26 protein-coding genes are annotated in these 25,384 nt (G+C 66.8%); 18 read left to right on the forward strand and 8 right to left on the reverse strand.

Annotation, left to right across the window (positions count from 1 at the left end; genetic code table 11):
* Positions 1 to 10 precede the first annotated feature (10 nt).
* Together ABIC28_RS13635 and cycA are read right to left on the reverse strand one after the other, a co-directional pair.
* The gene (locus ABIC28_RS13635; protein WP_097211672.1) at positions 11 to 382 is read right to left on the reverse strand and encodes a DUF3955 domain-containing protein; all 372 of its coding nucleotides are present in this window, start codon (positions 380 to 382) and stop codon (positions 11 to 13) included.
* 72 nt (positions 383 to 454) lie between these two features.
* Positions 455 to 1,915, reverse strand: coding sequence for a D-serine/D-alanine/glycine transporter (gene cycA / locus ABIC28_RS13640; protein WP_097211673.1), 1,461 nt, complete (start codon positions 1,913 to 1,915; stop codon positions 455 to 457).
* Between the two features lie 734 nt (positions 1,916 to 2,649).
* On the opposite strand from cycA, the gene ABIC28_RS13645 reads away from it, so the two are divergent.
* The 7 genes from ABIC28_RS13645 (at position 2,650) to ABIC28_RS13675 (ending at position 8,780) form a co-directional block, all read left to right on the forward strand.
* Positions 2,650 to 3,906: an NAD(P)/FAD-dependent oxidoreductase gene (locus ABIC28_RS13645; RefSeq protein ID WP_097211805.1), complete on the forward strand. Its 1,257-nt coding sequence runs from the start codon at positions 2,650 to 2,652 to the stop codon at positions 3,904 to 3,906.
* Positions 3,907 to 4,207: 301 nt separating this feature from the next.
* Complete coding sequence (locus tag ABIC28_RS13650; protein ID WP_097211674.1) at positions 4,208 to 5,875, forward strand: PucR family transcriptional regulator; 1,668 nt, start codon at positions 4,208 to 4,210, stop codon at positions 5,873 to 5,875.
* Positions 5,876 to 6,242: 367 nt separating this feature from the next.
* A complete protein-coding gene (locus ABIC28_RS13655) occupies positions 6,243 to 6,701 on the forward strand; it encodes a RidA family protein (protein ID WP_245222178.1) in 459 nt (152 codons plus the stop codon).
* 115 nt (positions 6,702 to 6,816) lie between these two features.
* Positions 6,817 to 7,050 (forward strand): hypothetical protein, encoded by a 234-nt coding sequence (locus ABIC28_RS13660; protein ID WP_097211676.1) that lies wholly within the window; start codon positions 6,817 to 6,819, stop codon positions 7,048 to 7,050.
* Between the two features lie 15 nt (positions 7,051 to 7,065).
* A complete protein-coding gene (locus ABIC28_RS13665; protein ID WP_097211677.1) occupies positions 7,066 to 7,338 on the forward strand; it encodes a WhiB family transcriptional regulator in 273 nt (90 codons plus the stop codon).
* Positions 7,339 to 7,371: 33 nt separating this feature from the next.
* Entirely contained in the window at positions 7,372 to 8,568 is a 1,197-nt protein-coding gene (gene alr / locus ABIC28_RS13670) for an alanine racemase (RefSeq protein WP_097211806.1), read from the forward strand.
* Complete coding sequence (locus ABIC28_RS13675; RefSeq protein ID WP_143548447.1) at positions 8,565 to 8,780, forward strand: hypothetical protein; 216 nt, start codon at positions 8,565 to 8,567, stop codon at positions 8,778 to 8,780. Before alr ends, ABIC28_RS13675 begins: the two co-directional genes overlap by 4 nt.
* 46 nt (positions 8,781 to 8,826) lie before the next feature.
* On the opposite strand, the gene ABIC28_RS13680 is transcribed toward ABIC28_RS13675, so the two are convergent.
* Together ABIC28_RS13680 and ABIC28_RS13685 are read right to left on the reverse strand one after the other, a co-directional pair.
* Complete coding sequence (locus ABIC28_RS13680; RefSeq protein ID WP_097211678.1) at positions 8,827 to 9,855, reverse strand: MerR family transcriptional regulator; 1,029 nt, start codon at positions 9,853 to 9,855, stop codon at positions 8,827 to 8,829.
* Positions 9,856 to 9,866: 11 nt separating this feature from the next.
* Positions 9,867 to 10,532, reverse strand: coding sequence for a HEAT repeat domain-containing protein (locus ABIC28_RS13685; RefSeq protein ID WP_269589672.1), 666 nt, complete (start codon positions 10,530 to 10,532; stop codon positions 9,867 to 9,869).
* A 132-nt stretch (positions 10,533 to 10,664) separates the two neighbouring features.
* On the opposite strand from ABIC28_RS13685, the gene ABIC28_RS13690 reads away from it, so the two are divergent.
* A complete protein-coding gene (locus ABIC28_RS13690) occupies positions 10,665 to 11,288 on the forward strand; it encodes a class I SAM-dependent methyltransferase (RefSeq protein ID WP_354579326.1) in 624 nt (207 codons plus the stop codon).
* Here ABIC28_RS13690 and ABIC28_RS13695 read toward each other — a convergent pair.
* Positions 11,253 to 12,140, reverse strand: coding sequence for a hypothetical protein (locus ABIC28_RS13695; protein WP_354579328.1), 888 nt, complete (start codon positions 12,138 to 12,140; stop codon positions 11,253 to 11,255). The two genes, ABIC28_RS13690 and ABIC28_RS13695, sit on opposite strands and share 36 nt — an antisense overlap.
* A gap of 201 nt (positions 12,141 to 12,341) precedes the next feature.
* Between ABIC28_RS13695 and ABIC28_RS13700 the strand changes: the two genes are divergently transcribed.
* From ABIC28_RS13700 to erm, 6 genes are all read left to right on the forward strand, one after another.
* Entirely contained in the window at positions 12,342 to 13,295 is a 954-nt protein-coding gene (locus tag ABIC28_RS13700; protein ID WP_269589669.1) for an STM4015 family protein, read from the forward strand.
* Positions 13,292 to 14,386, forward strand: a complete 1,095-nt coding sequence (locus ABIC28_RS13705; protein WP_269589668.1) for an STM4014 family protein — start codon at positions 13,292 to 13,294, stop codon at positions 14,384 to 14,386. Before ABIC28_RS13700 ends, ABIC28_RS13705 begins: the two co-directional genes overlap by 4 nt.
* Complete coding sequence (locus tag ABIC28_RS13710; RefSeq protein ID WP_097211683.1) at positions 14,373 to 15,239, forward strand: STM4013/SEN3800 family hydrolase; 867 nt, start codon at positions 14,373 to 14,375, stop codon at positions 15,237 to 15,239. The genes ABIC28_RS13705 and ABIC28_RS13710 overlap by 14 nt, the downstream gene beginning before the upstream one ends.
* Positions 15,236 to 16,594 carry an STM4012 family radical SAM protein gene (locus ABIC28_RS13715; protein WP_354579332.1) on the forward strand — a complete coding sequence of 453 codons (1,359 nt, stop codon included), beginning with the start codon at positions 15,236 to 15,238 and terminating at the stop codon, positions 16,592 to 16,594. The genes ABIC28_RS13710 and ABIC28_RS13715 overlap by 4 nt, the downstream gene beginning before the upstream one ends.
* 2 nt (positions 16,595 to 16,596) lie before the next feature.
* Complete coding sequence (locus tag ABIC28_RS13720) at positions 16,597 to 17,505, forward strand: STM4011 family radical SAM protein (RefSeq protein WP_354579334.1); 909 nt, start codon at positions 16,597 to 16,599, stop codon at positions 17,503 to 17,505.
* A 177-nt stretch (positions 17,506 to 17,682) separates the two neighbouring features.
* The gene (gene erm / locus ABIC28_RS13725) at positions 17,683 to 18,495 is read left to right on the forward strand and encodes an ErmE/ErmH/ErmO/ErmR family 23S rRNA (adenine(2058)-N(6))-methyltransferase (protein ID WP_354579336.1); all 813 of its coding nucleotides are present in this window, start codon (positions 17,683 to 17,685) and stop codon (positions 18,493 to 18,495) included.
* A 99-nt stretch (positions 18,496 to 18,594) separates the two neighbouring features.
* Here erm and ABIC28_RS13730 read toward each other — a convergent pair whose 3' ends face one another.
* Entirely contained in the window at positions 18,595 to 19,314 is a 720-nt protein-coding gene (locus tag ABIC28_RS13730) for a GbsR/MarR family transcriptional regulator (RefSeq protein ID WP_097211686.1), read from the reverse strand.
* Between the two features lie 277 nt (positions 19,315 to 19,591).
* Between ABIC28_RS13730 and ABIC28_RS13735 the strand changes: the two genes are divergently transcribed.
* Together ABIC28_RS13735 and ABIC28_RS13740 are read left to right on the forward strand one after the other, a co-directional pair.
* Positions 19,592 to 20,380 (forward strand): alpha/beta fold hydrolase, encoded by a 789-nt coding sequence (locus ABIC28_RS13735; protein WP_354579338.1) that lies wholly within the window; start codon positions 19,592 to 19,594, stop codon positions 20,378 to 20,380.
* 97 nt (positions 20,381 to 20,477) lie between these two features.
* The gene (locus ABIC28_RS13740) at positions 20,478 to 20,876 is read left to right on the forward strand and encodes a hypothetical protein (RefSeq protein ID WP_209928302.1); all 399 of its coding nucleotides are present in this window, start codon (positions 20,478 to 20,480) and stop codon (positions 20,874 to 20,876) included.
* Positions 20,877 to 20,955: 79 nt separating this feature from the next.
* Here ABIC28_RS13740 and ABIC28_RS13745 read toward each other — a convergent pair whose 3' ends face one another.
* Entirely contained in the window at positions 20,956 to 21,360 is a 405-nt protein-coding gene (locus ABIC28_RS13745; protein WP_354579340.1) for a DUF4259 domain-containing protein, read from the reverse strand.
* 395 nt (positions 21,361 to 21,755) lie between these two features.
* On the opposite strand from ABIC28_RS13745, the gene ABIC28_RS13750 reads away from it, so the two are divergent.
* Complete coding sequence (locus ABIC28_RS13750; RefSeq protein WP_354579342.1) at positions 21,756 to 24,128, forward strand: MMPL family transporter; 2,373 nt, start codon at positions 21,756 to 21,758, stop codon at positions 24,126 to 24,128.
* A 106-nt stretch (positions 24,129 to 24,234) separates the two neighbouring features.
* On the opposite strand, the gene ABIC28_RS13755 is transcribed toward ABIC28_RS13750, so the two are convergent.
* On the reverse strand, positions 24,235 to 24,612 hold the full coding sequence (locus tag ABIC28_RS13755; RefSeq protein WP_097211690.1) for a hypothetical protein: 378 nt from the start codon (positions 24,610 to 24,612) through the stop codon (positions 24,235 to 24,237).
* A 350-nt stretch (positions 24,613 to 24,962) separates the two neighbouring features.
* Between ABIC28_RS13755 and ABIC28_RS13760 the strand changes: the two genes are divergently transcribed.
* The gene (locus ABIC28_RS13760; RefSeq protein WP_097211691.1) at positions 24,963 to 25,382 is read left to right on the forward strand and encodes a helix-turn-helix domain-containing protein; all 420 of its coding nucleotides are present in this window, start codon (positions 24,963 to 24,965) and stop codon (positions 25,380 to 25,382) included.
* Positions 25,383 to 25,384 lie beyond the last annotated feature (2 nt).

Raw genomic sequence — 25,384 nt, forward strand, 5'->3', positions numbered from 1 at the left:
GATGGGAACCCTAACCGGTAGCCGGCATGCGGTGGCCCAGCTGGCGACCCAACCGAGCCAGAACGGCTCCCGCCCCGGCAAGCATCAGCAGGTACCCGAGGGGCGCGAGCGCGAAGAACGGCTCGTGAAGTACGCCGTCCGGCCCCACCTCGCCAGGGTTGGCCACGTAGACCGTCAACGCGAGCACACCGATTCCGATCATCGCTGCACTGACCGCCCAGTACCGTCGTCCTGATCTGGATGAGAAGACCTGTGCCACGGCATAGCCGAGGATGGCTGCGCAGGCGGCGATCACGACGAATCCGAACGCGGTGATGTCAAACATGGTGATGCCCTTCTCCTGTCGGCCCACCGGGTGGGCATTTCGTGTCTGCACCGACATGGTTGCTGTGGCGGACGTGTCCCGTCATCAGACTGGGGTATGACATCCATGCCTGGTGGAGCCGACGGATCACTACTTGTCTGTCCCGTCCTGGAAAGCGGCCGCGCGGGCCATCTGCACGGGTCGACGGCGAACGATCGCCCATGCGACGCCCAGTACCGCAAACCACACGGGGGTGATCAGCAGCGCCTGGAGGGTGTCCTCCTTCTGGGTGAACGCCCAGATCAGGAATCCGAAGAAGGCCATCACGACATAACACATCGGGATGCCGCCGGGCATCTTGTACGTAGAGGCCTCGTGCAGGTGTGGGCGGCGCTTGCGGTAGACGATGTAGCTGATCAGGATGATCGTCCAGACGAAGATGAAGCAGAGTGAGGAGATGGTCGTCACGATCGTGAAGGCCTCGATGAGCGAGCTTCCGACGGCGACCATCACAACACCGGCCAACAGGAACACCCCCGAGAGATACAGGGCGTTGGCCGGGACGCGGCGCGAGGTGAGCTTGCTGAACGAGGCCGGCGCGTCACCCTGCTGGGCGAGGCCATAGACCATTCGCGATGTCGAGTAGATACCCGAATTCGCCGACGACGCGGCGGAGGTGAGGACCACGAAGTTGATCACCGACGCGGCGATGCCGAGGCCCGCGAGGGTGAACATGGCCACGAACGGGCTGCGGTCGGCGCTGATCTCCCGCCACGGGGTCACCGAGATGATCACGACCAGGGCGACCACGTAGAACAACATCACGCGGACCGGAATCGAGTTGATCGCCTTCGGCAGGTTCTTCTCCGGGTCCTTGGCCTCGGCGGCGGTCGTGCCGACGAGTTCGATTCCGACGAACGCGAACGTCGCGATCTGGAAGCCGGCGACGAAGCCCATGAAGCCGGTCGGGAAGAACCCACCGTCATTCCACAGATTGGTGAAGGAGGCCTCCGCGCCGCCCGGCGCGGTGAAATGGCTGAAAACCATCGCGAGGCCGACCACGATCAGGCCGACGATCGCCACGATCTTGACCAACGCGAACCAGAACTCGGTCTCGCCGAACGCCTTCACGGTGGGCAGATTGAGGCCGATCAGCAGCGCTACCGAGACGAGGGCCGGGATCCACAACGGCAGCGAACCCGACCAGTACGACACATATCCTGCGATTGCGATGACATCGGCGATGCCGGTGACGATCCAGCAGAACCAGTAGGTCCATCCGGTGAAGAAGCCGGCCCACGGTCCGAGCAGGTCCGCGGCGAAGTCCGCAAACGATTTGTAGTTTGTATTGGACAGCAGCAGCTCCCCCATCGCCCGCATGACGAAGAACAGCAGGCTGCCGATGATCATGTATACGAAGATCACCGATGGGCCGGCCAGGGAGATCGTCTTTCCAGACCCCATGAACAGGCCAGTGCCGATCGCCCCACCGATCGCGATCAGCTGGATGTGACGGTTGGACAATTGCCGGGACAGTCCCGGCTCGTGTGACTCATCGGCTGCGCCAGTAGGTGGCTCAGATGCGACTCTTGGCTTCGTGTACTCGGACACAAGATGCTCCTAGCTTGGGATGGGTGCTGCACAGCAACAGCTCTGGGCCCACGGGCGGGGCCGAAACACGGCCCGACTCGACCGGTCGGATCGATCGCAGCTGGGATGCCGTGAGAGAGCACGGCTACGCCTCCCAACTGCTCGGATGCCAAGGAACGGCCATGGTCCTCGACAACACCGGCATTGCCCCTCGCGATTTCTCCGGCATCTAGCCGATGGAGAATGGTCGCAAGCCATCACTGCGACTGAAGGACGTTCCGGCCCTTGGCCTCAGCGCCTCGCACCTGAGTCCTGTGCCGCGGATCACACTGTAGGGCGGGCGGGGCTGTAGCGCAACGGTCGATTCAAATCGCCAGGCCACATGGATTCACTGTGAACACACGGATGTTGCGCCCAATTCTAGCCAAATTCGCAGAGCAACAACGTCTTACGGCACCAATGACGGCGCCACTCGTTCCACCCCCAGCGACAGGTGCGGCAACCTCCCCGCAGCGGACCGATTTGGCCACAGGCGGCCGAATCGGGGTAGTCGCGGCCCGCATCTCCATAGGCGCATCGCCAAAGGGCGCATCACGCCGCTGCCGTAGACCTCGATCGTGTCACCGCTGGTCAGGGGACTGATTGTGCTGTCGGCACTGACTGCAGGCGAAGTGTTGGAAGGACAGCACCGTGACTTACCGCACGACCCACTCGAAGATTGTGTGACGGCCACCACGTTCGAGGAGAGGTACTTCATGAGGCTCAGTTCCACGGCCCCACAACGCGTCGGCATCGTTGGTGCAGGAATGGTCGGGCTGTCGACAGCATGGTTCCTGCAGGAGCGGGGAATCGAGGTTACGGTCTTCGACCGCAAGGGAATTGCGGCCGGCGCATCGTGGGGGAATGCCGGGTGGATCACGCCCGGCATCAGCACTCCGCTACCCGAACCTGCGGTGCTCCGATACGGCATTCGCGCCATGCTCAGCCCGTCCTCGCCCGTCTATGTGCCGCCTACCTTGAATCCTCGGTTGATTCGGTTCCTTGCATCGTTCGCCCGACACAGCACCGCCGCACGGTGGCGCGTGGCGATGGAGTCGTTGGTGGGAATCAACCGACATGCGTTGTCCGCGTTCGACGAACTCACGGACGGCGGCGTGACGGGAAGCGCATATGAGGCGAAGTCCTTTCTGGCTGCGTACCGGACGCCGGCGGAACGGGCCATCCTGCTCGAGGAGATCGAGCACATTCGGGCTGCCGGCCAGGGCATCGAATTCGACGTTCTGACCGGCGACGACGCGCGCGAAGTCGAGCCGTCACTCTCCGACGAGATCGGAGCCGCTATCCGGCTACACGGCCAGCGATTCATGAATCCCGGTGACTTCGTGAACAGCCTCGCGGAGGCGGTCCGCAAGCGCGGAGGCACGATCCACGAAGGCTACGAGGTCTCCGGTGTCGTCGATGAAGTTGGCGCCGTGCGTGTTTCGAGTCCAACTGGCGACGTTAGGCGATTCGATGCCGTCGTCCTCGCGACCGGGACGTGGCTCGGCGACACCGCCCGCGACTTCGGCGTCGGGATTCCTGTACAGGCGGGACGCGGATACAGCTTCAGCGTCGCGATCGATCACGTTCCGGCCGGGCCCGTCTACTTCCCGGCACAGCGGGTGGCCTGCACCCCCCTCGGAGACCGCCTCCGGGTCGCCGGAATGATGGAGTTCCGCGCCCCCGATGCTGCCCTGGATCGGCGGCGGATTGCCGCGATCGTGCGGGCCGCGCGGCCGTTGCTGCGTGGCGCTGACCTCGATGCGCGGCGCGACGAATGGGTGGGTTCACGACCGTGCACACCGGACGGACTGCCTGTGATCGGAGCGACCCGATCGCCGCGCGTGTTCGCGGCCGGCGGTCACGGCATGTGGGGGATCACCCTCGGGCCCGCGACGGGGCGTCTGCTTGCCGACACCATCACCACCGGGCGAATCGCGCCCGAGCTGGCACCGTTCAATCCCCTGAGATAAGTCGAGCGGCGGTGAAGTCCTATGCACATGCCGTCGCCCTCGACGCGCCTTCCGGCTTGGCGATCTCCCGTGCCAGGCGTCAGGTCGCGTCGAGGTGACGGCAGAATTCCGAGCTGAAACATGTGCCTGCGATCGGACCCCCGGTCCAGGAGTAGCGGTGTACGAGCGGACTACCGGCAGCGAGCCGCTGGGCACTACCGTAAGAACACCAGTTCGGCCGGCTGGGCTTCGATCATGACTTGCACCTTTGAGCGAATGAGAACAGGCCCAGCTGAGTTGCCTCCGGCACCGAGGAGTACCGATGATCCACGTCAGTGCATTGATCGACTCTCTCGGCGGAGCCCTGCTTCGCCAGGTTGTCGCCGGCCACCGAGACCAGATCAGCGACGTCACCCTCTCTGGCGACCCGTCCTTCGAACACTCCGGCGGCCTCGTCCTGGGACTCGGGATCGACAGCACGGCCGCCGCCGTCGACCTCCTCAATCGCTCAGACCGCACGGGCGCCGCTGCCGTGATCCTCAAAGCACCCTTCGCCGAGGACCCGGACGTGGCCGGCCTCGCCACCGAACTGGGCATCGGACTGGTCGAGCTGCAGCCGCAGGCATCGTGGACACACCTGGTCTGGTTGACACGCAGCGTCCTCGATCACTCCACGACACTCGCGGGATCGGAGATTCAGCGTGATCCCAGCGGCTACGGCGAACTGTTCGCGTTCGCCGACGCTGCCGCCGCGATCGTCTCCGCACCCGTAACAATCGAGGACGCCGACTCACGCGTCCTCGCCTATTCCGAACTCCAGGACACCGCCGACCCCGCCCGCATCTCCACCATCGTCGGACGTCGCGTCCCTGACCGCATCATCAGCCACTTTCGCTCCCGCGGAACCTTCCGGCGACTACAAAAGTCCGACGAGCCGATCTGGGTCGATGCCGGCCCCGACGGCGTTCTGCCGCGCCTCATCATTCCTATCCGCGCCGGACGCGAGCTGCTCGGCTCCATCTGGGCCGTGGACCCCGGACCCGTCCCCGACGACCAGGTACGCGAGCTGACCCGAACCGCTTCGGTGATCGCCCTGCACCTGCTGCGATTGCGCGCCCAGTCTGGTGCAGCACGACGCATGATGGCTGACCGTCTTCGTGCCGCATTGCTCACACCAGACCACGAAACCGGCCTGCGACTCCCTCCAGGCCCATGGCGGGTCGTCGCTTTGGCCGACACCGGTACCGATGAGCCGCCGGACTATCGCGTCGAACTGTGGGAGTCGGTCATGCGCCGGCATGGATGGACACAGCCACTCCTCACTGCCATCGATGGCATTCCGATAGCCCTGGTCACAGAAAATGGGGCGCCGCGTACCACGGGGAGCTGGGCATGGCTCCGTGCACTGGCCGCCGAGACATCCTCGTACGACAGTAGCGTGGCGGTCCTCGCCGGAAGGCCCGCGCACACGACGAAGGATCTCCCCCGATCACGTACCGAGGCAACCGAACTCATTGATCTGGCCCGCACCGGTCGCGTAGCGGCTCCGGCGACGACCTTCGAAGAAGCCTGGCACGAAATCGTTCTCGCGAGAGCCCGAGCAGCTCTACTCACGGGGAGAACGCCGCTCGGCGAGGGACCTGTCCAGACGCTGGTCGAGCACGATGCAGAGCGCGGAACCGAATACGTGACCACTCTGTCCACATTCCTCGCGCACTACGGCGAACCGAAGCGGGCCGCACACTCGCTCCATATCCATCCGAATACATTGCGCTACAGAATGAAGCACATCACCGAACTCACCGGACTCGACCTGACTGAGACCCGACTCCGCCTTGCTATCGCAATCCATCTCACCTCAGTCCTGGACGCCCGAAACGACACGAAAGCCAAGAAGGACCTCACAGCCGGGGACGTCACCGCTGGATCATCCGAAGATGGGGCGGTGTCTGAAGGTCCGAGTGACCAGACGTCCGAGGACATACCGTAGCGGCTACGTGCCAGGAACCCCGGACGCAACGCAACGCGCGCTTCAGATCAGGCGGGGCCCACTGCTGTACTGACCACAGTCGCCGGGTCCCGGACCAAAGCCCTTCTCATTGTTGAATCCGCACTAGATCTCCGCTGCGATTGGTGCCGACGGGACGATGCAATTCTGGGTGACGAGCAGCACAATTGACACATCGAACGACGGTCATGGGCGCTGAATGTTGAATGCCGCTCAGGCAGCACACGTCCTTCGCCAGAAGGCCAATTCCCTTAAATAACAACAATACTCGAGACAGGAGCAATGTATGTACGAGAACCTATCCGCCCCAGATGCGCCCCGCGACGCGACGAGTGCCGCCCCTTCACGCTTGACATCAGGAGCGGCGATCCTCAGCAAGTCCGGGTACACCCTGCCGGTAGCGTCGGCGCCGATCGGTGCATATGTGGCGGCCGTGCGGGCTGGCAATCTGGTCTATACCTCGGGACAGCTACCGTTGGTTCAGGGAATGATCGAGCGGCCGGGAAAGGTGGGTCGGGACGTCTCAGTGACTGATGCGTCGCGGGCGGCGGAGACCTGCACCCTGAATGCCCTCGCTGCCATCGATGCGCTCGTTGGACTCGACGCCGTTGTGCGTGTGGTGAAGGTGGTCGGGTTCGTCGCGTCCGCGGACGATTTCACCGGCCAGCCAGCCGTAATCAACGGGGCCTCGGAACTATTGGTGAATGTCTTCGGTGACGCCGGGGCACATGCGCGCTCAGCTGTCGGCGTCGCGGAACTACCCTTGAATGCACCCGTCGAGGTCGAACTCGTCGTCGAGGTCGCCTGACCCGCACATCTCGCAGGTCGCCCGCAGCCAGTCGGGCGGCCCGATCACTTGTCCGACACCGCCGTCCGGACGCCATTCACAGAACCGCTGGCATCGTAAGCCCCACGGAGGCACCATGACCGACAACGACCACCTCCTCGCATTCGCCCTGAAATGGAGGCATTGGGGAGGCGGTTCGGCAGGCGACATCCTGGTGGAGTTCGGCCTCACCCCGACCATGTACTTCCAGCGTCTCCGCCACTACCTGCACAGCGGCTCAGCCCCAAGTCTGCCGGAACATGTAGTGCACCAACTCGATACCCTCTGCATCACTCGTCTTGCTCAGTCCGGTCTCCGCCACAGCCACTGACGCGCAAACTCCACGATGCCACTATCGGTCCCGGAGCTCCCAGCCCCTGTCAGCGAAGAGTGGGACTGGCAACTCCGCGCACGATGCCGAAACATGGACACCAACCTGTTCTTCCCCCGCGATGACGAGGGACGCGGAGCGCGGGCCCGCCGCGAACGCGTCGCGAAGGCCGTCTGCGCTCGGTGCCCTGTCCTGCAGACATGTCGGCTCCACGCCTTCCGCGCTCGAGAACCGTTCGGAGTCTGGGGAGGCACCACCGAAGGTGACCGCACTCGATCTCGAGAGTAGGCAATCATGATCCACGAGAACAGATTCCCTGCGATGCCGGCTGCGCCGCAAGCCTGCGCCGTCATCGACCTCGATGCCATCCGCGACAACGTCGCGGCACTCCGGTCGCGGGCCCGCACCTGCGAGGTGATGGCCGTCGTGAAGGCCGACGCTTATTCCCACGGACTGGTTCCGTCCGCCCGTGCCGCCCTGGCCGGCGGCGCAACCCGACTCGGGGTGGCGGTGCTCGGGGAGGCGTTCGCGCTGCGCAGCGCAGGTGTCACCGCACCGGTGCTCGCCTGGCTTGCGGTCCCCGGCGCACCGTACCGACGGGCAATCGACGAGAACATCGACCTGGCAGTACACACCATTGATCAGCTACATGAGATTTCCAGTGCAGCAGCAGATTCCGGACACAGGGCCCAGATCCACCTCAAGGTGGACACCGGGATGGGGCGTGGTGGTGCAGCCACCGACGACTGGCCCGGACTCGTCGAGCAGGCCCGAGCGCGTGAGCGCGATGGACTGGTGCGGGTCGCGGGCATCTGGTCACATCTGGCCAGCGCGGACGAACCTGGCGAACCCAGCATCGGGCGGCAGCTCATGGTGTTCGACGAGGCGCTGGAGGTGGCCGCGCGCGGCGGGGTGCGGCCCGACGTCCGGCACATCGCCAACTCGGCGGCGACGCTCTACCTACCGGAAGGCCATTACGACATGGTGCGTCCCGGAATCGCGGTATACGGCGTGGATCCACTTCCCACCGAACTCCGTTCGCCCACCGTCGCGCTGCGCCCGGCGATGACGCTGGAGGCCCGCCTCGCTCAGGTCAAGCGTGTGCCTGCGGGCACCCCGGTTTCCTATGGGCAGACCTACACAACTCCCGACGCCACCACACTCGCGGTGGTGCCCCTCGGGTACGCGGACGGAGTGCCCCGTTCCGCGAGCGGAATCGGGCCCGTACATGTCCACGGACGGCGCTGCGCGGTGGCAGGGCGGGTGTGCATGGACCAGTTCGTCATCGACATCGGCGACGAGCCCGCCGCGGCGGGTGACGACGTCGTACTGTTCGGCCCGGGCGACCACGGCGAGCCCACAGCCACCGACTGGGCAGATGCCGCCGGGACGATTGCCTACGAGATCCTCACCCGGATCGGCGGCCGTGTCACCCGGATCTACACCGGATCGACGCCGATGGATGCACCGCCCCGGGAGCCGGCACCGCACGGCACCACGCCAAAGGAGGAGCGATGAAGATTCCGCTCTGGATCGGCGGCCCTGCTTTGATTTCCCTCGCGGCTGTAGATGCAGCACTCGAACTTCAGGTCCGGGTAGTGGGCTCGCTGACGCGAAGCCTGTTACGCGGCATGGGAACTGACATTGCTGAACCCTCATCATACGAGGATGGTTCGGTCAGGATGGGTGGTCCTCACATGACAGGAGAATCAGGCCCCGCCCTCAGGTGATACGGGGAGACCGAGCCGAAGCTACTGGGTGTCGAGTCGAGCCTCTCTAACATTCCGATTGTCGGCGGGATCCCCGTCCGCGGTCCTGCGTACTCACGATCGCTGCCGCGGTGGCGGCGATCGTCCTTTCGCTGTCATCGGCCAGCCGCGCTAGGGCCTCCCGTGCCGATGTGCCCGGAATCTCCGCAAGGGCCTGCGTGATTCGCAACCGCGTCGTCACATCGTCCGCGTTGTCGAGCGTGTCCTGCAGGGCCCTCACGACGTCGTCGGCCGCCGGCGAGACCTCGGCCAGCAAGCCCAACACCTCGGCGGCCTCGACATCGCGCTGCCCATCGACGACCATGTCGAGGAGCACGGGCATCGAGTCGATGCTCCCCCGGGAGCCGAGGGCGAGGGCTGCGCGGCCGCGGACCGTGTCGTCGGAATCGGTGAGGGCTCGTCGCAACAGCACCGTCGCCTCCGCTGCGGGCACTGCGGCTATCGCCGACACCGCACGGCGCCGGACGTCGACGACTTCCGAATCCAGACCGACAGCCAGGTCGGCCAGTCCCCGGCCTGCAGCCCTCGCCAACGACCACTGCAGCGCCCCCGCCACATTGGGGTCGTCCTCCGACAGGACTGCCGCGACCAGCGCTTCGACCGGCAGCGGCGCGCTCTCGTCGTGGGACAGCACCGCTTGTTGACGGCGAGCCGCGGACTCCGATTCCAGCGCTCGCAACAGCGCGACGATGCGCAGGACGTCGTCCCACTCCGCCGGTGCGGCGGCGTCGACGCGCTCGAGCTTCGCGAGCAGTTCCTCTTCGGCGGCTATTCGCTGGCGCGTGTGCCGGATGAGGTCACCCACCAACTCGGTCGGTGCGAAATCGGCCTCGTCCAGCGCGCGCTTGGCGTCGTTCAACGACAGCCCCAGGGTTCGCAGGCTCTCGACATGGAAGAGCCGTCGGATGTCGTCGGCGGAGTACTCGCGGTAGCCGCCGGAGGTGCGGCCCGTGGGTTGCACCAGCCCCAGCGAGTCGTAGTGGCGCAACATCCGCGTGCTGACACCGGAACGCCGCGAGACCTCACCGATCAACATCCCATCTCCTCCTACGTGTCCGGACCGACGACCGCGACGCGCTTGGCCATCTCGAGCGAGACGGTGAACCCGCTGTCGGGGTCATGGCAGAGCTGCTTCGTGGCCTCCGCATGCGCACGAATGTGCGGATCGGGACTCGTCCCGGCCGCGTCGAGGACCGGGAGGACCGTGTCCCCGAGTCCCGCCAGCGCTCGGCTCAGACTGAGCTGCATCTGGCGGTCCCCCCGTCCGAGCTCGGTCGCGAGGGCGGCCGCGAGAGCGGCCTCGTCGCCGGGCGGAACGAGTGCCACGGCCGCCCGCCACGCGCTGCGCGCGACCTCGTCGTGCTCGTCGTGCACCAGTGCCGACACCGCGGGCCAGGCGAGCCGGTCCCCGATCTTGGACAGGGTGTGCAGCGCCTGACTGCGGGCCTGCGCGGTGTCGGACGTGAGCTCGTGCACGAGGCGCGGCACCGTGATCTCGGCGGACAAGCGGCACAGCGCCCAGGTCAGCATGTCGCGGACGAAGAAGTCCGGCTCGACGGCGCACCGCGCGACGAGAGCCTCCGTCAGCTGGGGATCAGGGCGCGTGCCCGCAGCGAGCGCCGCCTGCAGCCGACCCGACGGGTCCGCGGCGGCCAGGGCGTCGACGAGATGGGCATTCGACCCACTGTGATTGGTTGTGTTCACGACAACCACCTCCTTCGTCGACCATTCGAGTCCTTGTCACTGTGTCAGGGTCAAGTCCTCACCGCCCGGAGGACAAGGCGGCACCTTGCGTGGCCGTGCGATGCTGGAGCAGGCGGGAAATGCGAGCATGGGGAGGCTGTCATGGGGTTCTATGGGGAGCAGATCGTTCCGCGGCTGGTGGACTGCTCGTGTGGGATGTCGCTGACCGAACGGTCACGGGAGCGGGTGTGCTCCGGCCTGCACGGTCGCGTGATCGAAATCGGGTTCGGGTCGGGCCTCAATGTCCCGTTCTACCCGGCCGCCGTCGAGTCCGTCAGCGCCGTCGAACCGGCGGACCGGGCCTGGAAGCTGGCCGGCAAGCGACTCGAGGCCTCCTCGGTCCCCGTCGAACGCTCCGGACTGGACGGCCAGGCACTTCCCTTCCCCGACAACACCTTCGACACCGCCCTGTCGACATGGACGATGTGCACGATCCCCGATGTCGACGCCGCGTTGCGCGAGGTGCGGCGGGTCCTGAAGCCGGGTGGCACCCTGCATTTCGTCGAACACGGTCGCGCCCCGCACGAGAAGGTCCGACGGTGGCAACACCGCTTCGAACCGATCCAGAAGGCCATTGCGGGCGGCTGCCACCTCACCCGCGACATCCCCGCTCTCGTGCGGGCATCCGGGTTCGAGATCCGCGATATCGACACGTTCTACGAGAAGGGCGCCCCGAAGATCCTGGGCGCCCTATCGCTCGGGGTCACCGAGCCCCTCGCGGATTGACCACCGCGCATCAGCAGCGGCGCCACATTCACCACACGCGGGCGGCAGCGCCTCGATGGGCGGCTGTCCCGCACCGGCCTGCGACCGCACCGGGAGCAGCGGCCGCCACGGCCAGTGCCGGCCGAGGCGGCCCCGCACATGCAGGAAGCCGAGGCCGAGGACCAGCCCGAAGATCAGGTGCCCGATCAGCGACAGCGTGATCGTCGTCGGCGTGAGCGGAAACATGTCGTCCTGACCGTGCGGCGACAGGGCAACCGTTCCGATGAGCCCGGACCATACGGGGAACACCGCGAACGCGACGAACGCGAGGAGGACGGTGCGCCGTGATCGGTGTTGGAGGCCGAGTGCGAGGGCGATGAGGAAGAAGGCGATTCCGATGCCGCCGCCGTCGCCGAGGTAGCGCCACAGGTAACCGACGATCGCGCCGGTCCTGGGGTCGGTTCCCGTGTGGAGCCACGTACCCATCTTCGGGATGAAGTCGCCCCAGAGGCCGAGCAGATACACGGTGTCGAGGCGGAAGACGTCATAGACCAGACACGCGAACATCCCCCAGCCGAGGCCATGGCCGACGATGCGGTCGATCGGGTGCGGCGCGAACACGCACAACACGATGAGGGTGGCCGCGAGCGGAATGATCAGCAGCGGACCGGTGGCATTCATCGACACGACGCCGAACACGTGCGCCGAGATCGCGAGCAGCGGTAGGGAAGCGAGCAGCAGGTACATGCCGATCCGGGCGAAGGCCCAGTGGTGACGGACAGCCTTCCTGACGGATTCGACGGCGGGCAGGGCTGCGCCAGGCGGGCCGTGTTCGTGCACGTCGGGGGCGGTGGTACCGAGGATGCGGGGCATGGCGGCGGGTTCCTTTCGGCCGAGGGTCACTCTCGACGAGTGGTCGATTTCCGACTCCCAGCGTCCGTCGAACACCCGGCATGCGAATAGTGCCCCGAGGGGTGGTGATAGCCACCCCGCTTTGGCCCGGCTGGTTCATCTCGACCTTCGCAAGTCGGGCATAATCCCCGTCGAACCCACCCGAGACCAGGAGCGCCCCCGGTGATCAGCGAGCTGCAGAACAAGGTCCACGGCCTTCCCGTCGTGGAGTTCCCCATCGACACCGCCCCCACCGTGCCCGCGCAGGGCCCGGTCGCCTGGCGAATCTCCGTCCCCACATACGAACCGCCCTTCGAGTGGCCGGAGGCGTTCGCGAAGTTCCGTGCCGCGGTCGATCCGTCGACCGTGCAGGCGATCGTCGTCGGCGGCTGGTCCGATCCGTACGAAGACGACCACAGTTCAGCTCATGTAGTGGAGGCTCTCACCGCGGCAGCCGGCGAACTTCCCGCGTTGCGGTCGCTGTTCATCGGGGACATGACCTCCGAGGACTGCGAGATCTCGTGGATCGTGCAGTCGGACGTGACCGCCCTGCTGACGGCCTTTCCTCGGCTGGAGCACCTGGGGGTGCGCGGCGGCAACCAACTGGCGCTGAACCCGGTCCGGCACGAATACCTGCGCAGCCTGGTGATCGAGACTGGCGGCCTGCCCGCCGACGTGGTCAGGGCCGTCGCCGCTTCGGATCTGCCGGCCCTGACTGACCTGGAATTGTGGTTGGGCACAGAGGAATACGGTGCGGATTCGACCGTCGACGACCTCGCCCCAATCCTTGCCGGCGAGAAGTTCCCACGGTTGACCCGCCTCGCACTCTCCAACAGTGACCAACAGGACGCGATCGCGGCCGCCGTCGCGGCAGCACCGATCCTCCCGCAGCTGCGTGCCCTGGATCTGTCCAAGGGTGTGCTGCTGGACGCGGGCGCCGAGGCGCTGCTCGCCGGACAGTCGCTCACCCACCTCGAATCGCTCGACCTGCACCACAACTACCTCAGCGACGGTATGCGGGAACGTTTTCGGGCGGCACTCGAGCCGTCCGGTGTTGACCTGAACCTCGACGCCGGGGACGCCGACGAGGACGAGTACGACGGAACGATCTACCGATCGGTCGCGGTCGGCGAATGACCCGTCCCCGCCTGGCGGTCGTGGGAAATCCGGAGAACCGACGCGTCACGCTGCTGCAGGATGCCGCGGCCCGCAACGGCATTCCCGCCCCGCGGGTGGTGTCCTGGCGCCAGGTGCTCGCCGAGCGCGGGGCGCGGTTCGACCCCGACGAGTTGGTGCGGCTCGACTCGCCCGGTGAAGACCCCGAGGTGGACGCACTTCTCCGCGGGCCAGGAGACCCGACCCGCATCGCCGGTGGCCCACGCTGGTACGCATCGCTGATCGCCGCGGTGGGAACGCTTCGCGGCGGGCGACGACTGACCGATCCGGACGATCTGGCCGTGCTGTTCGACAAGCGACGGTGCCACGCGGTCCTCGCGGCCGGGGGCGTCCCGGTGCCGACCTCCCCCACCTCGGGCGGCGACGCACCGGTGCCGCGGGATTGGCCGGCGGTGCGCGAGTTGGCCGCAGCGGCAGGGTTGCGGCGGTTCTTCGTCAAGCCGACGCACGGCTCGTCCGCGGCCGGGGTGGTCGCGGTGGAGACCGCGCCCGGTGGCCGGGTGCAGGCCCGCAGCAGCGTGGAGATCGCGCCGGACGGTGTCTACAACTCACTGCGCGTCCGCCGGCTCACCGGAGAAGCCGAGGTCGGCGCCCTGGTCGACGCTCTGGCGGGCGAACTCCTGCACATCGAGGCGTGGTTGCCGAAGCCGTCATTGCGGGGCCGCGCCGCCGACCTTCGGATCGTGGTGGTCGCCGGGCGGGCGACCCACGCGGTGCTCCGCACCAGCGCCCACCCCATGACCAACCTGCACCTGGGCGGGCAGCGCGGCGACCTGGACACTGCGCGAGCGGGTTTCGACTCCGCGGGATATGGCTGGGACAACGCGCTCGCCGTTGCGGAACGGGCCGCCGCCCGGTTCCCGCGCACCCTGTGCGTCGGGGTGGACCTGCTGCCCGCCGCAAACTGGCGCGGCGCTGCGGTCGGTGAGGTGAACGCCTTCGGCGACCTACTCCCTGGCCTGAGCGGTCTCCCGGGCCGCGCCGACGGTCTCGACACCTATTCGGCGCAACTGGCCGCGATCGCGGGGTGGACCGATCATGCCGCGGCCTGACGCGACGGCCGCCGCACAGTCGGAATCGACTGCGGCACGGCCGGACATGAACTCCGTCGTGGGATCCGACGACATCCTGATGATCACGCTCGACACCCTGCGCTACGACGTGGCGTGCGAGCTCGCGGCCGCCGGACGGATCCCGAACCTGGTGCGGCACCTGCCAGACGGCCGGTGGGAGGAACGCCACGCCCCCGGAAGTTTCACCTATGCCTCGCATCAGGCGATGTTCGCCGGATTCCTCCCCACCCCGGTCGGACAGGGGCCACACCCGCGGCTGTTCGCGGCCGAGTTCGGCGGGAGCGAATCGACTGCCAACGGGACTTTCGTGTTCGCGGAGTCGAACCTGCCCGCCGGCCTCGCCGCCGCCGGCTACCGCACGGTGTGCATCGGTGGTGTCGGCTTCTTCAACCGCCGGGGTGCGCTGGGCTCGGTGCTGCCCGACCTGTTCCAGGAGGCGCACTGGTCGCCCGAGCTCGGCGTGACCTCGCCGACCTCATTCGAGGCGCAGGTGAGTCTGGCGGAACGTGTGGTGGCCGAACTTCCCACGAAGCGTCGCCTGTTCCTGTTCGTCAATGTCTCTGCGCTGCATCAACCGAACTGGTTCCATGCCGAGGGCGCGACCGCGGATCACGGGGACACGCGGGAAACGCACGCGGCAGCCCTGGAGTACGTGGACCGGCACATCGGGCGGCTGTTCGCCGCCATGTCCGGCAGGCGCCGGTGTTTCGCGATCGTGTGCTCCGACCACGGAACCACCTACGGCGAGGGCGGGTACACCGGGCACCGACTGGGCCATCCCTCGGTGTGGACGGTGCCCTACGCCCACTTCTTCCTCGAGGGACCACGATGACCACCGTCGACCTGCCCCTGCCGACCGGCATGGCTCCGGCGGGATACGTTCCGCCATACCAGAACTACGTGTACGCGTACCCACACAAGACCGCATACCGGCCGCTGCACCCGCGCCCGGCCCTGACCGACCTGTGGGCGGACGAGCCGCAGGACGCGCTGTCGCTGTATCTGCATGTGCCGTTCTGCGAGGTGCGCTGCGGATTCTGCAACCTCTTCACCCGCGTCGGCGCGCCGGGCGAGCTGACCACCCGATACCTGGACGCCCTGGAGCGGCAGGCCGAGGCGGTGCGCGAGGCCCTGGCGCCGTCCGCCCGGTTCGCGACCGCGGCGTTCGGCGGCGGCACCCCCACCTACCTGACCGCGGCGGAACTGGACCGGCTGTGCGACATCGCCGAAGGCATGGGGGCGGACCTGCGGGCGATCCCCCTGTCGGTGGAGGCGTCCCCGTCGACGGCCACCGCCGACCGGCTCGCGGTGCTGGCAGGGCGTGGCGTCACCCGGCTCAGCCTCGGGGTCCAGAGCTTCGACGAGACCGATGCCAGGGCGGCGGTCCGACCACAACGACGCGCGGACGTGGAGGCCGCACTGCAGCGGATCCGGGACGCGGCCATCGACGTCCTGAACATCGATCTGATCTACGGGATCGACGGCCAGACACCGGAATCCTGGATCGCCTCCCTCGACGCCGCGTTGGCCTGGCGCCCGGAGGAGTTGTACCTGTACCCGCTGTACGTGCGACCGCTGACGGGTCTGGCCCGCCGCGGCGGCGGGCCCGATCCGGAATGGGACGCCCGCCGACTGGACCTCTACCGGCGCGGCCGCGATCATCTGACCGCGTCGGGCTACATCCAGGAGTCGATGCGCATGTTCCGCCGCGCCGACGCGCCCGATCTCGGTCCGAACGACTACGCCTGTCAGACCGACGGCATGATCGGACTCGGCTGTGGCGCGAGGTCGTACACCCGAGGACTGCACTACTCATTCGACTACGCGGTCGACGCACACGAGGTGCGGGCCATCATCGACGACTACGTCGCGGGCACCACCGCGGACTTCCGTCGCGCCGTGGTGGGCCACGCGATGACCGGGGACGAGGCCCGACGCCGGCACCTGCTGCAGTCCGTGCTGCAGGCAACGGGAATGCTGTTGGCGGACTATCGTTCCCAGTTCGGTGCCGACCCGCACGAGCACTTCGGCGCCGAGCTGGACCGGTGGACCGAGCGCGGATGGCTGCTCTCCGATGGTGACCGACTGCGGCTGACCGCGCTGGGCCTGGCGTACTCCGACGCCCTCGGACCGGAGCTGTTCTCACCGGAGGTGCGGGCCGCGATGGCCGAGTACGAGGGCCACTGACGGTGCTGACCATCCTGTACCGAGGCCCCCTGGCGTCATGCGACTACGACTGCCCGTACTGCCCGTTCGCCAAACGCCGGGACACCCCCGAGCAGCTGCGCACCGACCGGGCCGCGCTGGAACGCTTCTGCGGGTGGGTGGCGGGTCAGGATCAGGAGCTGTCGATCCTGTTCACGCCGTGGGGCGAGGGCCTGGTTCGGTCCTGGTACCGACGGGCCCTGGTGACGCTGTCTCGGCTCCCGCAGGTTCGCAGGGTGGCGATCCAGACCAACCTCAGCTGCCGCACCGGCTGGCTCGGCGACGCCGATCGCGACGCGGTCGCGCTGTGGTGCACGTACCACCCCGGCCAGACGCCTCACGATCGGTTCCTGACCAAGACCACCGAGCTGACGGCGCTCGGTGTGCGCTTCAGCGTGGGCGTCGTCGGACTGCCGGAGCACCTGGAGGCGGCCCGTCTGCTGCGCGCCGAACTGCCCGATTCTGTGTACCTGTGGGTCAACGCCGCCGAGGGCCACGAGTACACCGACGCCGACGCGGCCGGCTGGATCGGGATCGACCCGCTCTTCGAGTTCAGCCGGAGTCCGCATCGCACGCGGGGTCGCGCCTGTCGTACCGGGGACTCGGTGGTGTCCGTCGACGGTGCCGGCACCGTCCGGCGCTGCCATTTCGTCCCCGAGGTGCTGGGCAACCTGTACGACGGGTCCTTCCGGGACGCATTGCGGCCGCGGCCCTGCCCGCTCGACGTGTGCGACTGCCACATCGGCTACGTTCATGCCGAACAGCTTCCGCTGTACGACGTCTTCGCGGACGGTGTGCTGGAACGGATCCCGGCGGAGCCGGTGTGGCTACCGCTCCCTGCGCGGCGCGAGAACGACCTGGAGCTCATCCGATCTGCGTCCCACGGCCGCTAGGTTAATTGCGTTGCCGCGGGAGAGACAACTCATTAGGTTCTGTCGCATGCATTGCCTCCACTTCATCCGCATCCGCCACAGCCGGGCTCTGGCCCGCTAGCGGACTCCCGGTCGCGCTGGCGCGCCCAGGGCCCTTCGAGACCTTCATTCACTCGAGGACCCGGAAGGGCAGCAGCTGTGGCGTCACAGTCATTCGCACACGGAAACTACTCACACACGCAGAAAAAGGTACGGGCCAAGGGCGGTCGCACGCCAAGGGACCGAGCCAGGCGGGAGCTCTCGCAGAACTTCCTGACCGACCGGCACGCCGTCGACCTGGTGGTCAAGGCGGCCAGACCTGCCGGACTGGTCCTGGAACCCGGATCCGGCAAGGGCGCGCTGACCGTCGCCCTCGCCGGCTCCGGAGCCGATGTCGTCGGCTACGAGATCGACCCGCTGCTGGCCGTCACGCTCAAGGCCAGGACCGGACTCAAGGTGGTCACGGGCGACTTCACCGCCGCCCGGCCGCCGCGCGAGCCGTTCGCGGTGGTCGGCAACATCCCGTTCTCGATCACGTCGAAGATCGTCGACTGGTGCCTGCGGGCCCCGTCGCTGACCTCGGCGACACTGGTCACGCAATTGGAGTACGCGCGCAAGCGGTCCGGGGACTACGGCCGCTGGAGCCGGGTCACGGTGCAGAGCTGGCCGTGGTTCACCTGGGAGCTGCTCGAACGGATCGGTAGGGAGAGCTTCAGGCCGGTGCCCTCGGTCGACTCGGCGATCCTCCGGATCGAGCGACGGCCGGAGCCGCTGGTGCCAGAGGGACCCGCCTACCGGGACATGATGGAGCTGGGGTTCTCGGGCATCGGCGGTTCCTTGCACGCGTCGTTGTCCCCGCGGTACCGCGGGGTGGACGATGCCTTCGCCCGGGCGGGGATCTCCCACGACACGGTGGTGGCGTTCGTCCATCCAGACCAGTGGATCGCGTTGGCCGACCTGTTGCTCGCCTGAGCGGGCACACCCGGGCATCGAACCCAACGATGCCCGGGTGTTCCGCTTTCGCTTGAGTAGGGGCGTCCGCGCCTCACCACCAGCGAAGGATCGCAGTTATCACCCGGCGCTGCGAGCGGCCAGGCGCTGCCGCCACTGCTCCATGGCCTGCCGGAGGGCTTCGCTCACAAGGAGAGTCAGTTCGGCGGAGGATTCGAAGCGGGCGCCCGCCGGGGTGGTGGGCCCGAGGATCTCGGCTGCGCGCTGCGATGCGGCCGCAAGGGCGACGCTCATCTGCACAGCGGTGAGAAGGTTCCGGAGCCCGATCTCATCGTCGATGACGTAACGTTCGCGACGCCCACCGGGAACCAGTTCCCGCCGGAGCATTCCCTGCTGTTCGAGGAATGCGACTGCGTGTGAGATGGATGCGGGGCTGACCCGAAGCCGCTCGACCAGGTCGGCGGCGGTGAGAGCGCCGGAGTCGGTGATCTGCAGGCATGCCAGCACCCTGGCCTCCATCCGGGGCAGCCCCTGCTGAATCAGGAGTTCGGTGAAGGATTCGGCGACTTCCTGGACCGCTTGGGGGTCACGCCCATGGCCGCCGTCGGGGATCGGCGGCGCCGGAGGCTGAGCCTGCTTCTGCCGGCGCGCGCGCTGGCGTGTGGCCTTCTGCGCCCGGTCCGCGCGGTAGTCGTCGGGTCCGCCGTTGCGGGTGACCTCCCGCATGATGGTCGAGGCGGGCCGCTCCAGACGGCGGCCGATTTCTGCGTATCCGAGCCCCTTAGCCAGCCCCGCCGCGATGTGCTGACGGTCCTCATTGGTGAGTCTGCCTCCGGGCATCGGTGCCGGTCCCCTCCGTATCGACATGCGCTGAGCGCGGCGCCCGCACCCGCCCCAGTATGCATTCAGCCCCACCCCATTGCAAAGCTCAAACCGAACCACCCATTGCGTTCACCGTCATATTCATTGCAAAACAAGCCAATCATCTCCGTTTGAACTGGATAAATAGACCAAAGTTGCGTGTTGACGGATTAATAAACGCAACGTACTGTCTCAATCGTTCAGAAGTTACCGAACATCGACGGGGTGCCGGTGGCGCCGCAAGGAGATGAGAAGAATGACTGTTTCGAACTCGACCACTTCGAGCTGGACCGGCATGGTTCCCGTCGACGACACGGAGCTGGCCGTGACCGACACCGGTGGGCCCGGCTGTCCCATCGTCTATCTGAACGGCTCCTACGCCGATCAGAAGCCCTGGCGGCCGTTGATCGCCGCACTCGGCCCCGACTACCGGCACATCACCTTCGACGAGCGGGCCCGCGGCAAATCGAAGCGGTCGGCGGACTACTCCTTCGAGGCGTGCCTGCGGGATGTCGACGCGATCCTCGCGGCGCGCGGGGTGGAGCGGCCGATCCTCGTGGGCTGGTCCTATGGTGCGCTGCTCGCGGCGCACTGGGCCGAACGGAACCCGGACCGCGTCGCCGGGGTGGTGTCGGTGGACGGCGCCATGCCCTACGGCATCACCGGCAAGGAGGCTCGTGAGCGGATCCGGAAGCTGTTCCGCCGGATGCGGTTTCTGATGCCGGTGGCGCGCCCGCTCGGTATGGCCGCACGGATGACCGCCGACCAGCATGCCGAGGTCAACATCGAGGCCAACGAGCTCCACGCCGCCCTCGGTCCGGTCCTCGACCGCGTGACCTGCCCGATGCGCTACGTGCTGGCCACCGGTGCCAACCTCGGCGGAGGCGAGGAGGAGATGGAAGCGGTGCGGGCCTCACTCGATCCGGTGCTCGCCCGGAAGCCGAACATCCAGGTCAGCGCGAAGGTCGCGAGCAACCACTCCCACATTCTCCGTAAGGACTTCCGGGCCGTCGCGGAGGCAGTACGTGAGACGGCAGCGGACTAGGCGGGTTGATCGGTCCGACCGCAGACGGGCTCAACACTTTTCACCATTGTCTATTCAATTCAGTTTCACCACAACAGATTCGAAGGAGAACACAACCATGTCCATCACCCTCACCGACCAGGACAAGATCACCCTGCGGACCGCCGCCTACGGCGCCGTGTCGCTGCTGGCCGCCGCCGGCCGCTCGCCCCACAAGATCGCCACCAACGGCACCATCGCCCTTTCCTCCGCGACCGGCCTCGTCGGGCGCGTACTCGCAGAGAAGTCCTCGATCAAGGACCTGAACGGCAAGTCCGTGGCCGAACTCGCCGACCACGTGCTCCCGGCACTGACGGCGGCCATGAGCCTGCTCGAGAAGCAGGCTCCGGCAGAGGCAGAGAACTTCCGCAGCACCATCAACGTCACCATCGAAGCCGCCCAGATCCATCAGGGCGAGCCCAGCCCCACGATGACCGAGATGGCCCGAAAGATCACAGGCGCCCTCGACGCCGCTTGATCGGATGCAGACCCACGCAGCCGCAGCGTGTCACGGGGTCCCTTTCCGGACCCCGTGGCACGGCAGCGGGCTGATCGACTCAGCTCAGCGCTCTGAGGCTCTCCAGCCTGCTCAGGATCGGCGCCCGCCACGCCTCGAGATCCTCCGGACCGTTCTCAGCCCACAACTCGTGCAGCTCCGAGGTGTCGCTGTCGGCGATCGTCCGTTCGAGCGTGGCGAGAATCCATCCGCGCTGCTCCTGGGTCAGGGACCCGGTGTACGCGGCGGCATCGATGCCCTCGAGCTGCGGGGGCTCCGGCAAAAGTCCGTGGGCCACCGCGACGACCTCCGCAAGCGCGATGGCCGCCTGTGCGTCGTCCGCCTCGAGGTACCCCTCGTCGACATGCCCGCTGAAGTCTTCGATCTCGAAGTCACCTGCCCGCAGCGCCGCCAGCAGGTCGCCCGCTCCGTCGTTCTCGAACGGTCCCGAACCCCACGTCCCCATGCCTCGCTCCTCCTGATCCGCGGGCCGCTCGGCCCGTCGCGCCGACCCTACGATCGACCACCGACAGCCTGCACGTCAGGCTCCTCGGACGAAGAGACGCGGCGGTTGGTGGGATTCTCAGAACCTTCTTAGAGGACCACCGGGGATCGCTCTTGGACACCTGACCACCAGGGAATTCACCCTTCGCCGTGCACCTTCCACCGGTGGTTCGGTCGGCTGACGCCGCCGGGTCCGCAGTTGTCTGCCCTCCAGAACCGGAGACCTTGCGTACCGTGAGCCTCGCAGTGCCGAGCATGTCGAGGACCGGTGGGGATGTTGCCTCGACATGCTCGGGCATACCGGGCTCGGCGTTCGGTTAGCCCGGTACGTGCACCACCAGGGGGGGAGCGCAGCAGGTGTTCGCTACGTGGGGACGGATCGCCTATCGCCTGCGGTTCACTGTGATCGGATTGATGGTCGGGTTGATGCTCGCGCTCGGGGCATATGGCCTGGGGGTCGAGAAGCAGTTGAGCCAGAGCGGCTTGGTCGACCCGGGATCTGAGTCCGTGGCCGCCGCAGAGTTGGCCGACGGCACCTTCGGCCGCGATACCCGCGCAGATGTGGTGCTCCTCTACACCGCGCCCGAGGGCAAGACCGTCGACGACCCAGCATTCGGCGCCAGGATCACCAAGAGCCTCGACGACCTGGCGGCGAACAACCCGGACGAGATCCTCAAGATCAACGCCAGCTACTGGCAGACCAAGATAGCTGCTGCCATGATGGCCGATCCAGCCAAGGAACACGCCATCGCCAGCGTTGCGATCAAGGGCGACAACGACACCGAGGTCGCCGCGAATTTCAAGAAGGTCCGCGACGAGTTCTACATCGACGGGGTCGACGTCCAGCTCACCGGACTGCAGCCGGTCACCGGCACGATCAGCGACACCATGGCCGACGACCTGCACCGGATGGAGATCCTGGCCATCCCGGCGGTCGGCGTCCTGCTCTTCTTCATCTTCGGCGGCATCATCGCCGCGGCCCTGCCGCTGATCGTCGGCGGCCTGACCATCATCGCCGCCAACGGTGTCGTCAAGGCACTGGCTCAGCTCACCGAGGTCAACGGGTTCGTCCTGTCGGTGGTCTCGCTGATCGGCCTCGGCCTGGCGATCGACTACGGCCTGTTCATGGTCAGCCGCTTCCGAGAGGAGATCGCCGAGGGCTACGACACCGGCGACGCCGTGCGACGCACCGTGATGACCGCCGGCCGGACCATCGTCTTCTCCGCAACGATGATCGTCGCCAGCCTCGGCGGCCTGCTGATCTTCCCGCAGGGCTTCCTCAAATCCATGGCATACGGCGCCATCGCGGCGGTCATCCTGGCCGCACTGATCTCGATCACGCTGCTGCCGGCAATCCTGGGGACCCTGGGCCCTCGTGTCGATGCGCTCGGACTCAGGTCGATTCGCAAGACCAAGACCACCGAGGAGATCGAGAACGGCGTCTGGGGCCGGCTGACCCAGTGGGTGATGAAGCGCCCACTGAAGGTCGCGATCCCCATCGTGATCGGACTGCTACTACTCACCATCCCGATTTCGGGGATCAAGCTGGGCGGGATCAACGAGACCTACCTTCCCCCGGACAACCCGACCCGCCTCGCGCAGGAACAGTTCGACGAGTTGTTCCCCAGCTATCGCACTGAGCCGATCAAGTTGGTGTTCGAGGGCGCCCAGGGCGCGGAGATCACCCAGATCGTCAAGGAGGCCAACGGTGCGCCCGGTCTGGTCGAGACGTTCTCGGTGAACAACGCGACCAAGGATGGGGTGACGGTCTTCAAGGCCGGCCTGACCGACCGCAACGACTCCGAGGCGACGATCGACTACCTCCGGGCCATGGACGTGCCCGACGGGGTCACGATGCTGGTCGGCGGGACACCCGCGATCGAGCAGGACTCGATCGCCGCGCTGCTGGACAACCTGCCGGTGATGATCGCCACGGTGGTACTGCTGACCACGTTGCTGATGTTCCTGGCGTTCGGATCGCTGGTGCTGCCGATCAAGGCGGTGCTGATGACCGCGCTGGGCCTCGGCGCGACCCTCGGCATCCTGACGTGGATCTTCATCGACGGCAGCGGTGCCGGTTTCATGAACTTCTCCCCCGGCCCGATCATGTCGCCGGTCCTGGTGCTGATCATGGCGATCGTCTACGGCCTGTCCACCGACTACGAGGTGTTCCTGCTGTCCCGGATGGTGGAGGCGCGGGCACAGGGTGCAAGCACCACCGAGTCGGTTCGGATCGGCACCGCGCACACCGGCCGCATCATCACCGCGGCGGCACTGATCCTCATCGTCGTCACCGGAGTGTTCGCGTTCTCCGAGCTGGTGATGATGAAGTACATCGCCTACGGCATGATCGCCGCGCTGATCATCGACGCCACCCTGATCCGGATGTTCCTGGTGCCGGCGACGATGAAGCTGCTCGGCGAGGATTGTTGGTGGGCGCCCGCCTGGATGAAGCGTATTCAGGAGAAGCTGGGCATGGGCGAGCCGATCCTCGCGGACGAGCGGATGCCATCCGACATCCCGGATCTCGCCGCATCGTATGGCCCGATGCCCGCACAGGAAGCCGCCCCGGAAACCGCGCCCTCGCTGAAGTCCGTTGCCGGCGAGTCATGTCCGTCCGTCTCGCCCGCTTTTGGGGCCACCCGAAATCGGCGTTCGGACGACGCACCGACGATCAGTGTTGCCGAACTGATTGCGCGGCAGAACCGCCTCCGGGTCCCCCGGAGCTAGCCAAGAGCGACCTCGCCGGCAGTGGAACTTCGGCGGCCGGAATTGCCCGAATGTGACACTTCCGCAAACAGATACGGATGCGGACAGACCTGACGTGGCTCGGGTCTCACCATCGCGAGTAGGCGGTGAACACATTCCCGTGGAGGTCGGGGGTTTGCAGGTACACCGCGACCCGACCCCCATGGGAGGCGGCTTCGTCGATGAACTGATCGCCCGTCACCGGCGTCCACCCCCCGGTGTTCCACACCGACTTCGGGTCGAGACCGACGGTCCAACGGTCCCCGAAGACCGCATTGATCACATTGCCTGCTTGGATGTCCGCGGCGACCCGGGTTTCGCTGGGATCGAGAACCGCACCGACATATTGGAGTTCGGGGTTCACCACCGGCGTCAGCGCCGACGCGGTACCGGCGCCGAGCAGCAATGCCCCCGCCGCCCCGACAACGAGCCCCGCGACCGCAGTGGTGGTCTTGACGATATTCATGAAATTCCCCTCCCGTGCCGGCGCCCTCGGCCCCAGCGAACGTGCGGGACCCGTCAGACAGCCAGCTAACATCAGGCTAATCAACGGCGGTCGATTCCGAAAGTCGGCCGGCGACCGAAGGTTCCGAGCAGTGCCCATTCTTCAAGGCCGGAATACGTAGGGTCCGCCGACGAGTGGGGAGTGCGACCGGCCACCCCAATAGCGGCGATTTCGGCGACCCACACCCACCCGAGCCGGCCGAGTCCGAATCAGCGGCTAGTATTCCGAACACGAGTGGTGACGTGAGTTATCATCTAGCTATCTCAGCCCTCTGACGCGGTAAACCCGCTGGAAGGACCCAGTCCCCGAAGATGGACTCCGATTTCGCTTCGCGCTTGAACAAGCTGTTCGAGACCGTGCACCCTCCCGGGCGAAAGCCGCACACCAACGCGGAAGTGGCGGATGCACTGATCGAGGCCGGGCACCACATCTCGAAGCCGTACCTGTCACAGTTGCGCTCGGGACAGCGGACGAATCCTTCGAACGAGACGGTGGCCGCATTGGCCAAGTTCTTCAAGGTCAAGCCGGACTACTTCTTCAACGACATCTACGCAGCGAAGATCGATCACGACCTGAAACTCCTCTCGCAGCTGCAGGGGTACGGGCTGCGCCGGCTCTCGAGCCGCGCGTTCGACCTGTCAGAGGAGTCGCAGACTCTCCTGACCGCGATGGCCGAGAAGCTCCGCGCGAGCGAGGGCCTGCCCGCGGTTCCCCCGGACTCGACCGAATAGTC

This window comes from Rhodococcus sp. PvR044 (assembly GCF_040548995.1).
Classification (GTDB): domain Bacteria; phylum Actinomycetota; class Actinomycetes; order Mycobacteriales; family Mycobacteriaceae; genus Rhodococcus_G; species Rhodococcus_G oryzae.

Bases quoted from the DNA above. Each gene is read 5' to 3' on its own strand.
- ABIC28_RS13730 (WP_097211686.1), bottom strand. From the start codon at position 19,314: ATGCCCGGAGGCAGACTCACCAATGAGGACCGTCAGCACATCGCGGCG.
- ABIC28_RS13760 (WP_097211691.1), top strand. From the start codon at position 24,963: ATGGACTCCGATTTCGCTTCGCGCTTGAACAAGCTGTTCGAGACCGTG.
- ABIC28_RS13755 (WP_097211690.1), bottom strand. From the start codon at position 24,612: ATGAATATCGTCAAGACCACCACTGCGGTCGCGGGGCTCGTTGTCGGG.
- ABIC28_RS13740 (WP_209928302.1), top strand. From the start codon at position 20,478: ATGTCCATCACCCTCACCGACCAGGACAAGATCACCCTGCGGACCGCC.
- ABIC28_RS13665 (WP_097211677.1), top strand. From the start codon at position 7,066: ATGCCACTATCGGTCCCGGAGCTCCCAGCCCCTGTCAGCGAAGAGTGG.
- ABIC28_RS13660 (WP_097211676.1), top strand. From the start codon at position 6,817: ATGACCGACAACGACCACCTCCTCGCATTCGCCCTGAAATGGAGGCAT.
- ABIC28_RS13745 (WP_354579340.1), bottom strand. From the start codon at position 21,360: ATGGGGACGTGGGGTTCGGGACCGTTCGAGAACGACGGAGCGGGCGAC.
- ABIC28_RS13690 (WP_354579326.1), top strand. From the start codon at position 10,665: ATGGGGTTCTATGGGGAGCAGATCGTTCCGCGGCTGGTGGACTGCTCG.
- ABIC28_RS13635 (WP_097211672.1), bottom strand. From the start codon at position 382: ATGTCGGTGCAGACACGAAATGCCCACCCGGTGGGCCGACAGGAGAAG.
- ABIC28_RS13675 (WP_143548447.1), top strand. From the start codon at position 8,565: ATGAAGATTCCGCTCTGGATCGGCGGCCCTGCTTTGATTTCCCTCGCG.
- alr (WP_097211806.1), top strand. From the start codon at position 7,372: ATGCCGGCTGCGCCGCAAGCCTGCGCCGTCATCGACCTCGATGCCATC.
- ABIC28_RS13645 (WP_097211805.1), top strand. From the start codon at position 2,650: ATGAGGCTCAGTTCCACGGCCCCACAACGCGTCGGCATCGTTGGTGCA.
- ABIC28_RS13650 (WP_097211674.1), top strand. From the start codon at position 4,208: ATGATCCACGTCAGTGCATTGATCGACTCTCTCGGCGGAGCCCTGCTT.
- ABIC28_RS13710 (WP_097211683.1), top strand. From the start codon at position 14,373: ATGCCGCGGCCTGACGCGACGGCCGCCGCACAGTCGGAATCGACTGCG.
- ABIC28_RS13735 (WP_354579338.1), top strand. From the start codon at position 19,592: ATGACTGTTTCGAACTCGACCACTTCGAGCTGGACCGGCATGGTTCCC.
- ABIC28_RS13695 (WP_354579328.1), bottom strand. From the start codon at position 12,140: ATGCCCCGCATCCTCGGTACCACCGCCCCCGACGTGCACGAACACGGC.
- ABIC28_RS13705 (WP_269589668.1), top strand. From the start codon at position 13,292: ATGACCCGTCCCCGCCTGGCGGTCGTGGGAAATCCGGAGAACCGACGC.
- ABIC28_RS13715 (WP_354579332.1), top strand. From the start codon at position 15,236: ATGACCACCGTCGACCTGCCCCTGCCGACCGGCATGGCTCCGGCGGGA.
- ABIC28_RS13680 (WP_097211678.1), bottom strand. From the start codon at position 9,855: ATGTTGATCGGTGAGGTCTCGCGGCGTTCCGGTGTCAGCACGCGGATG.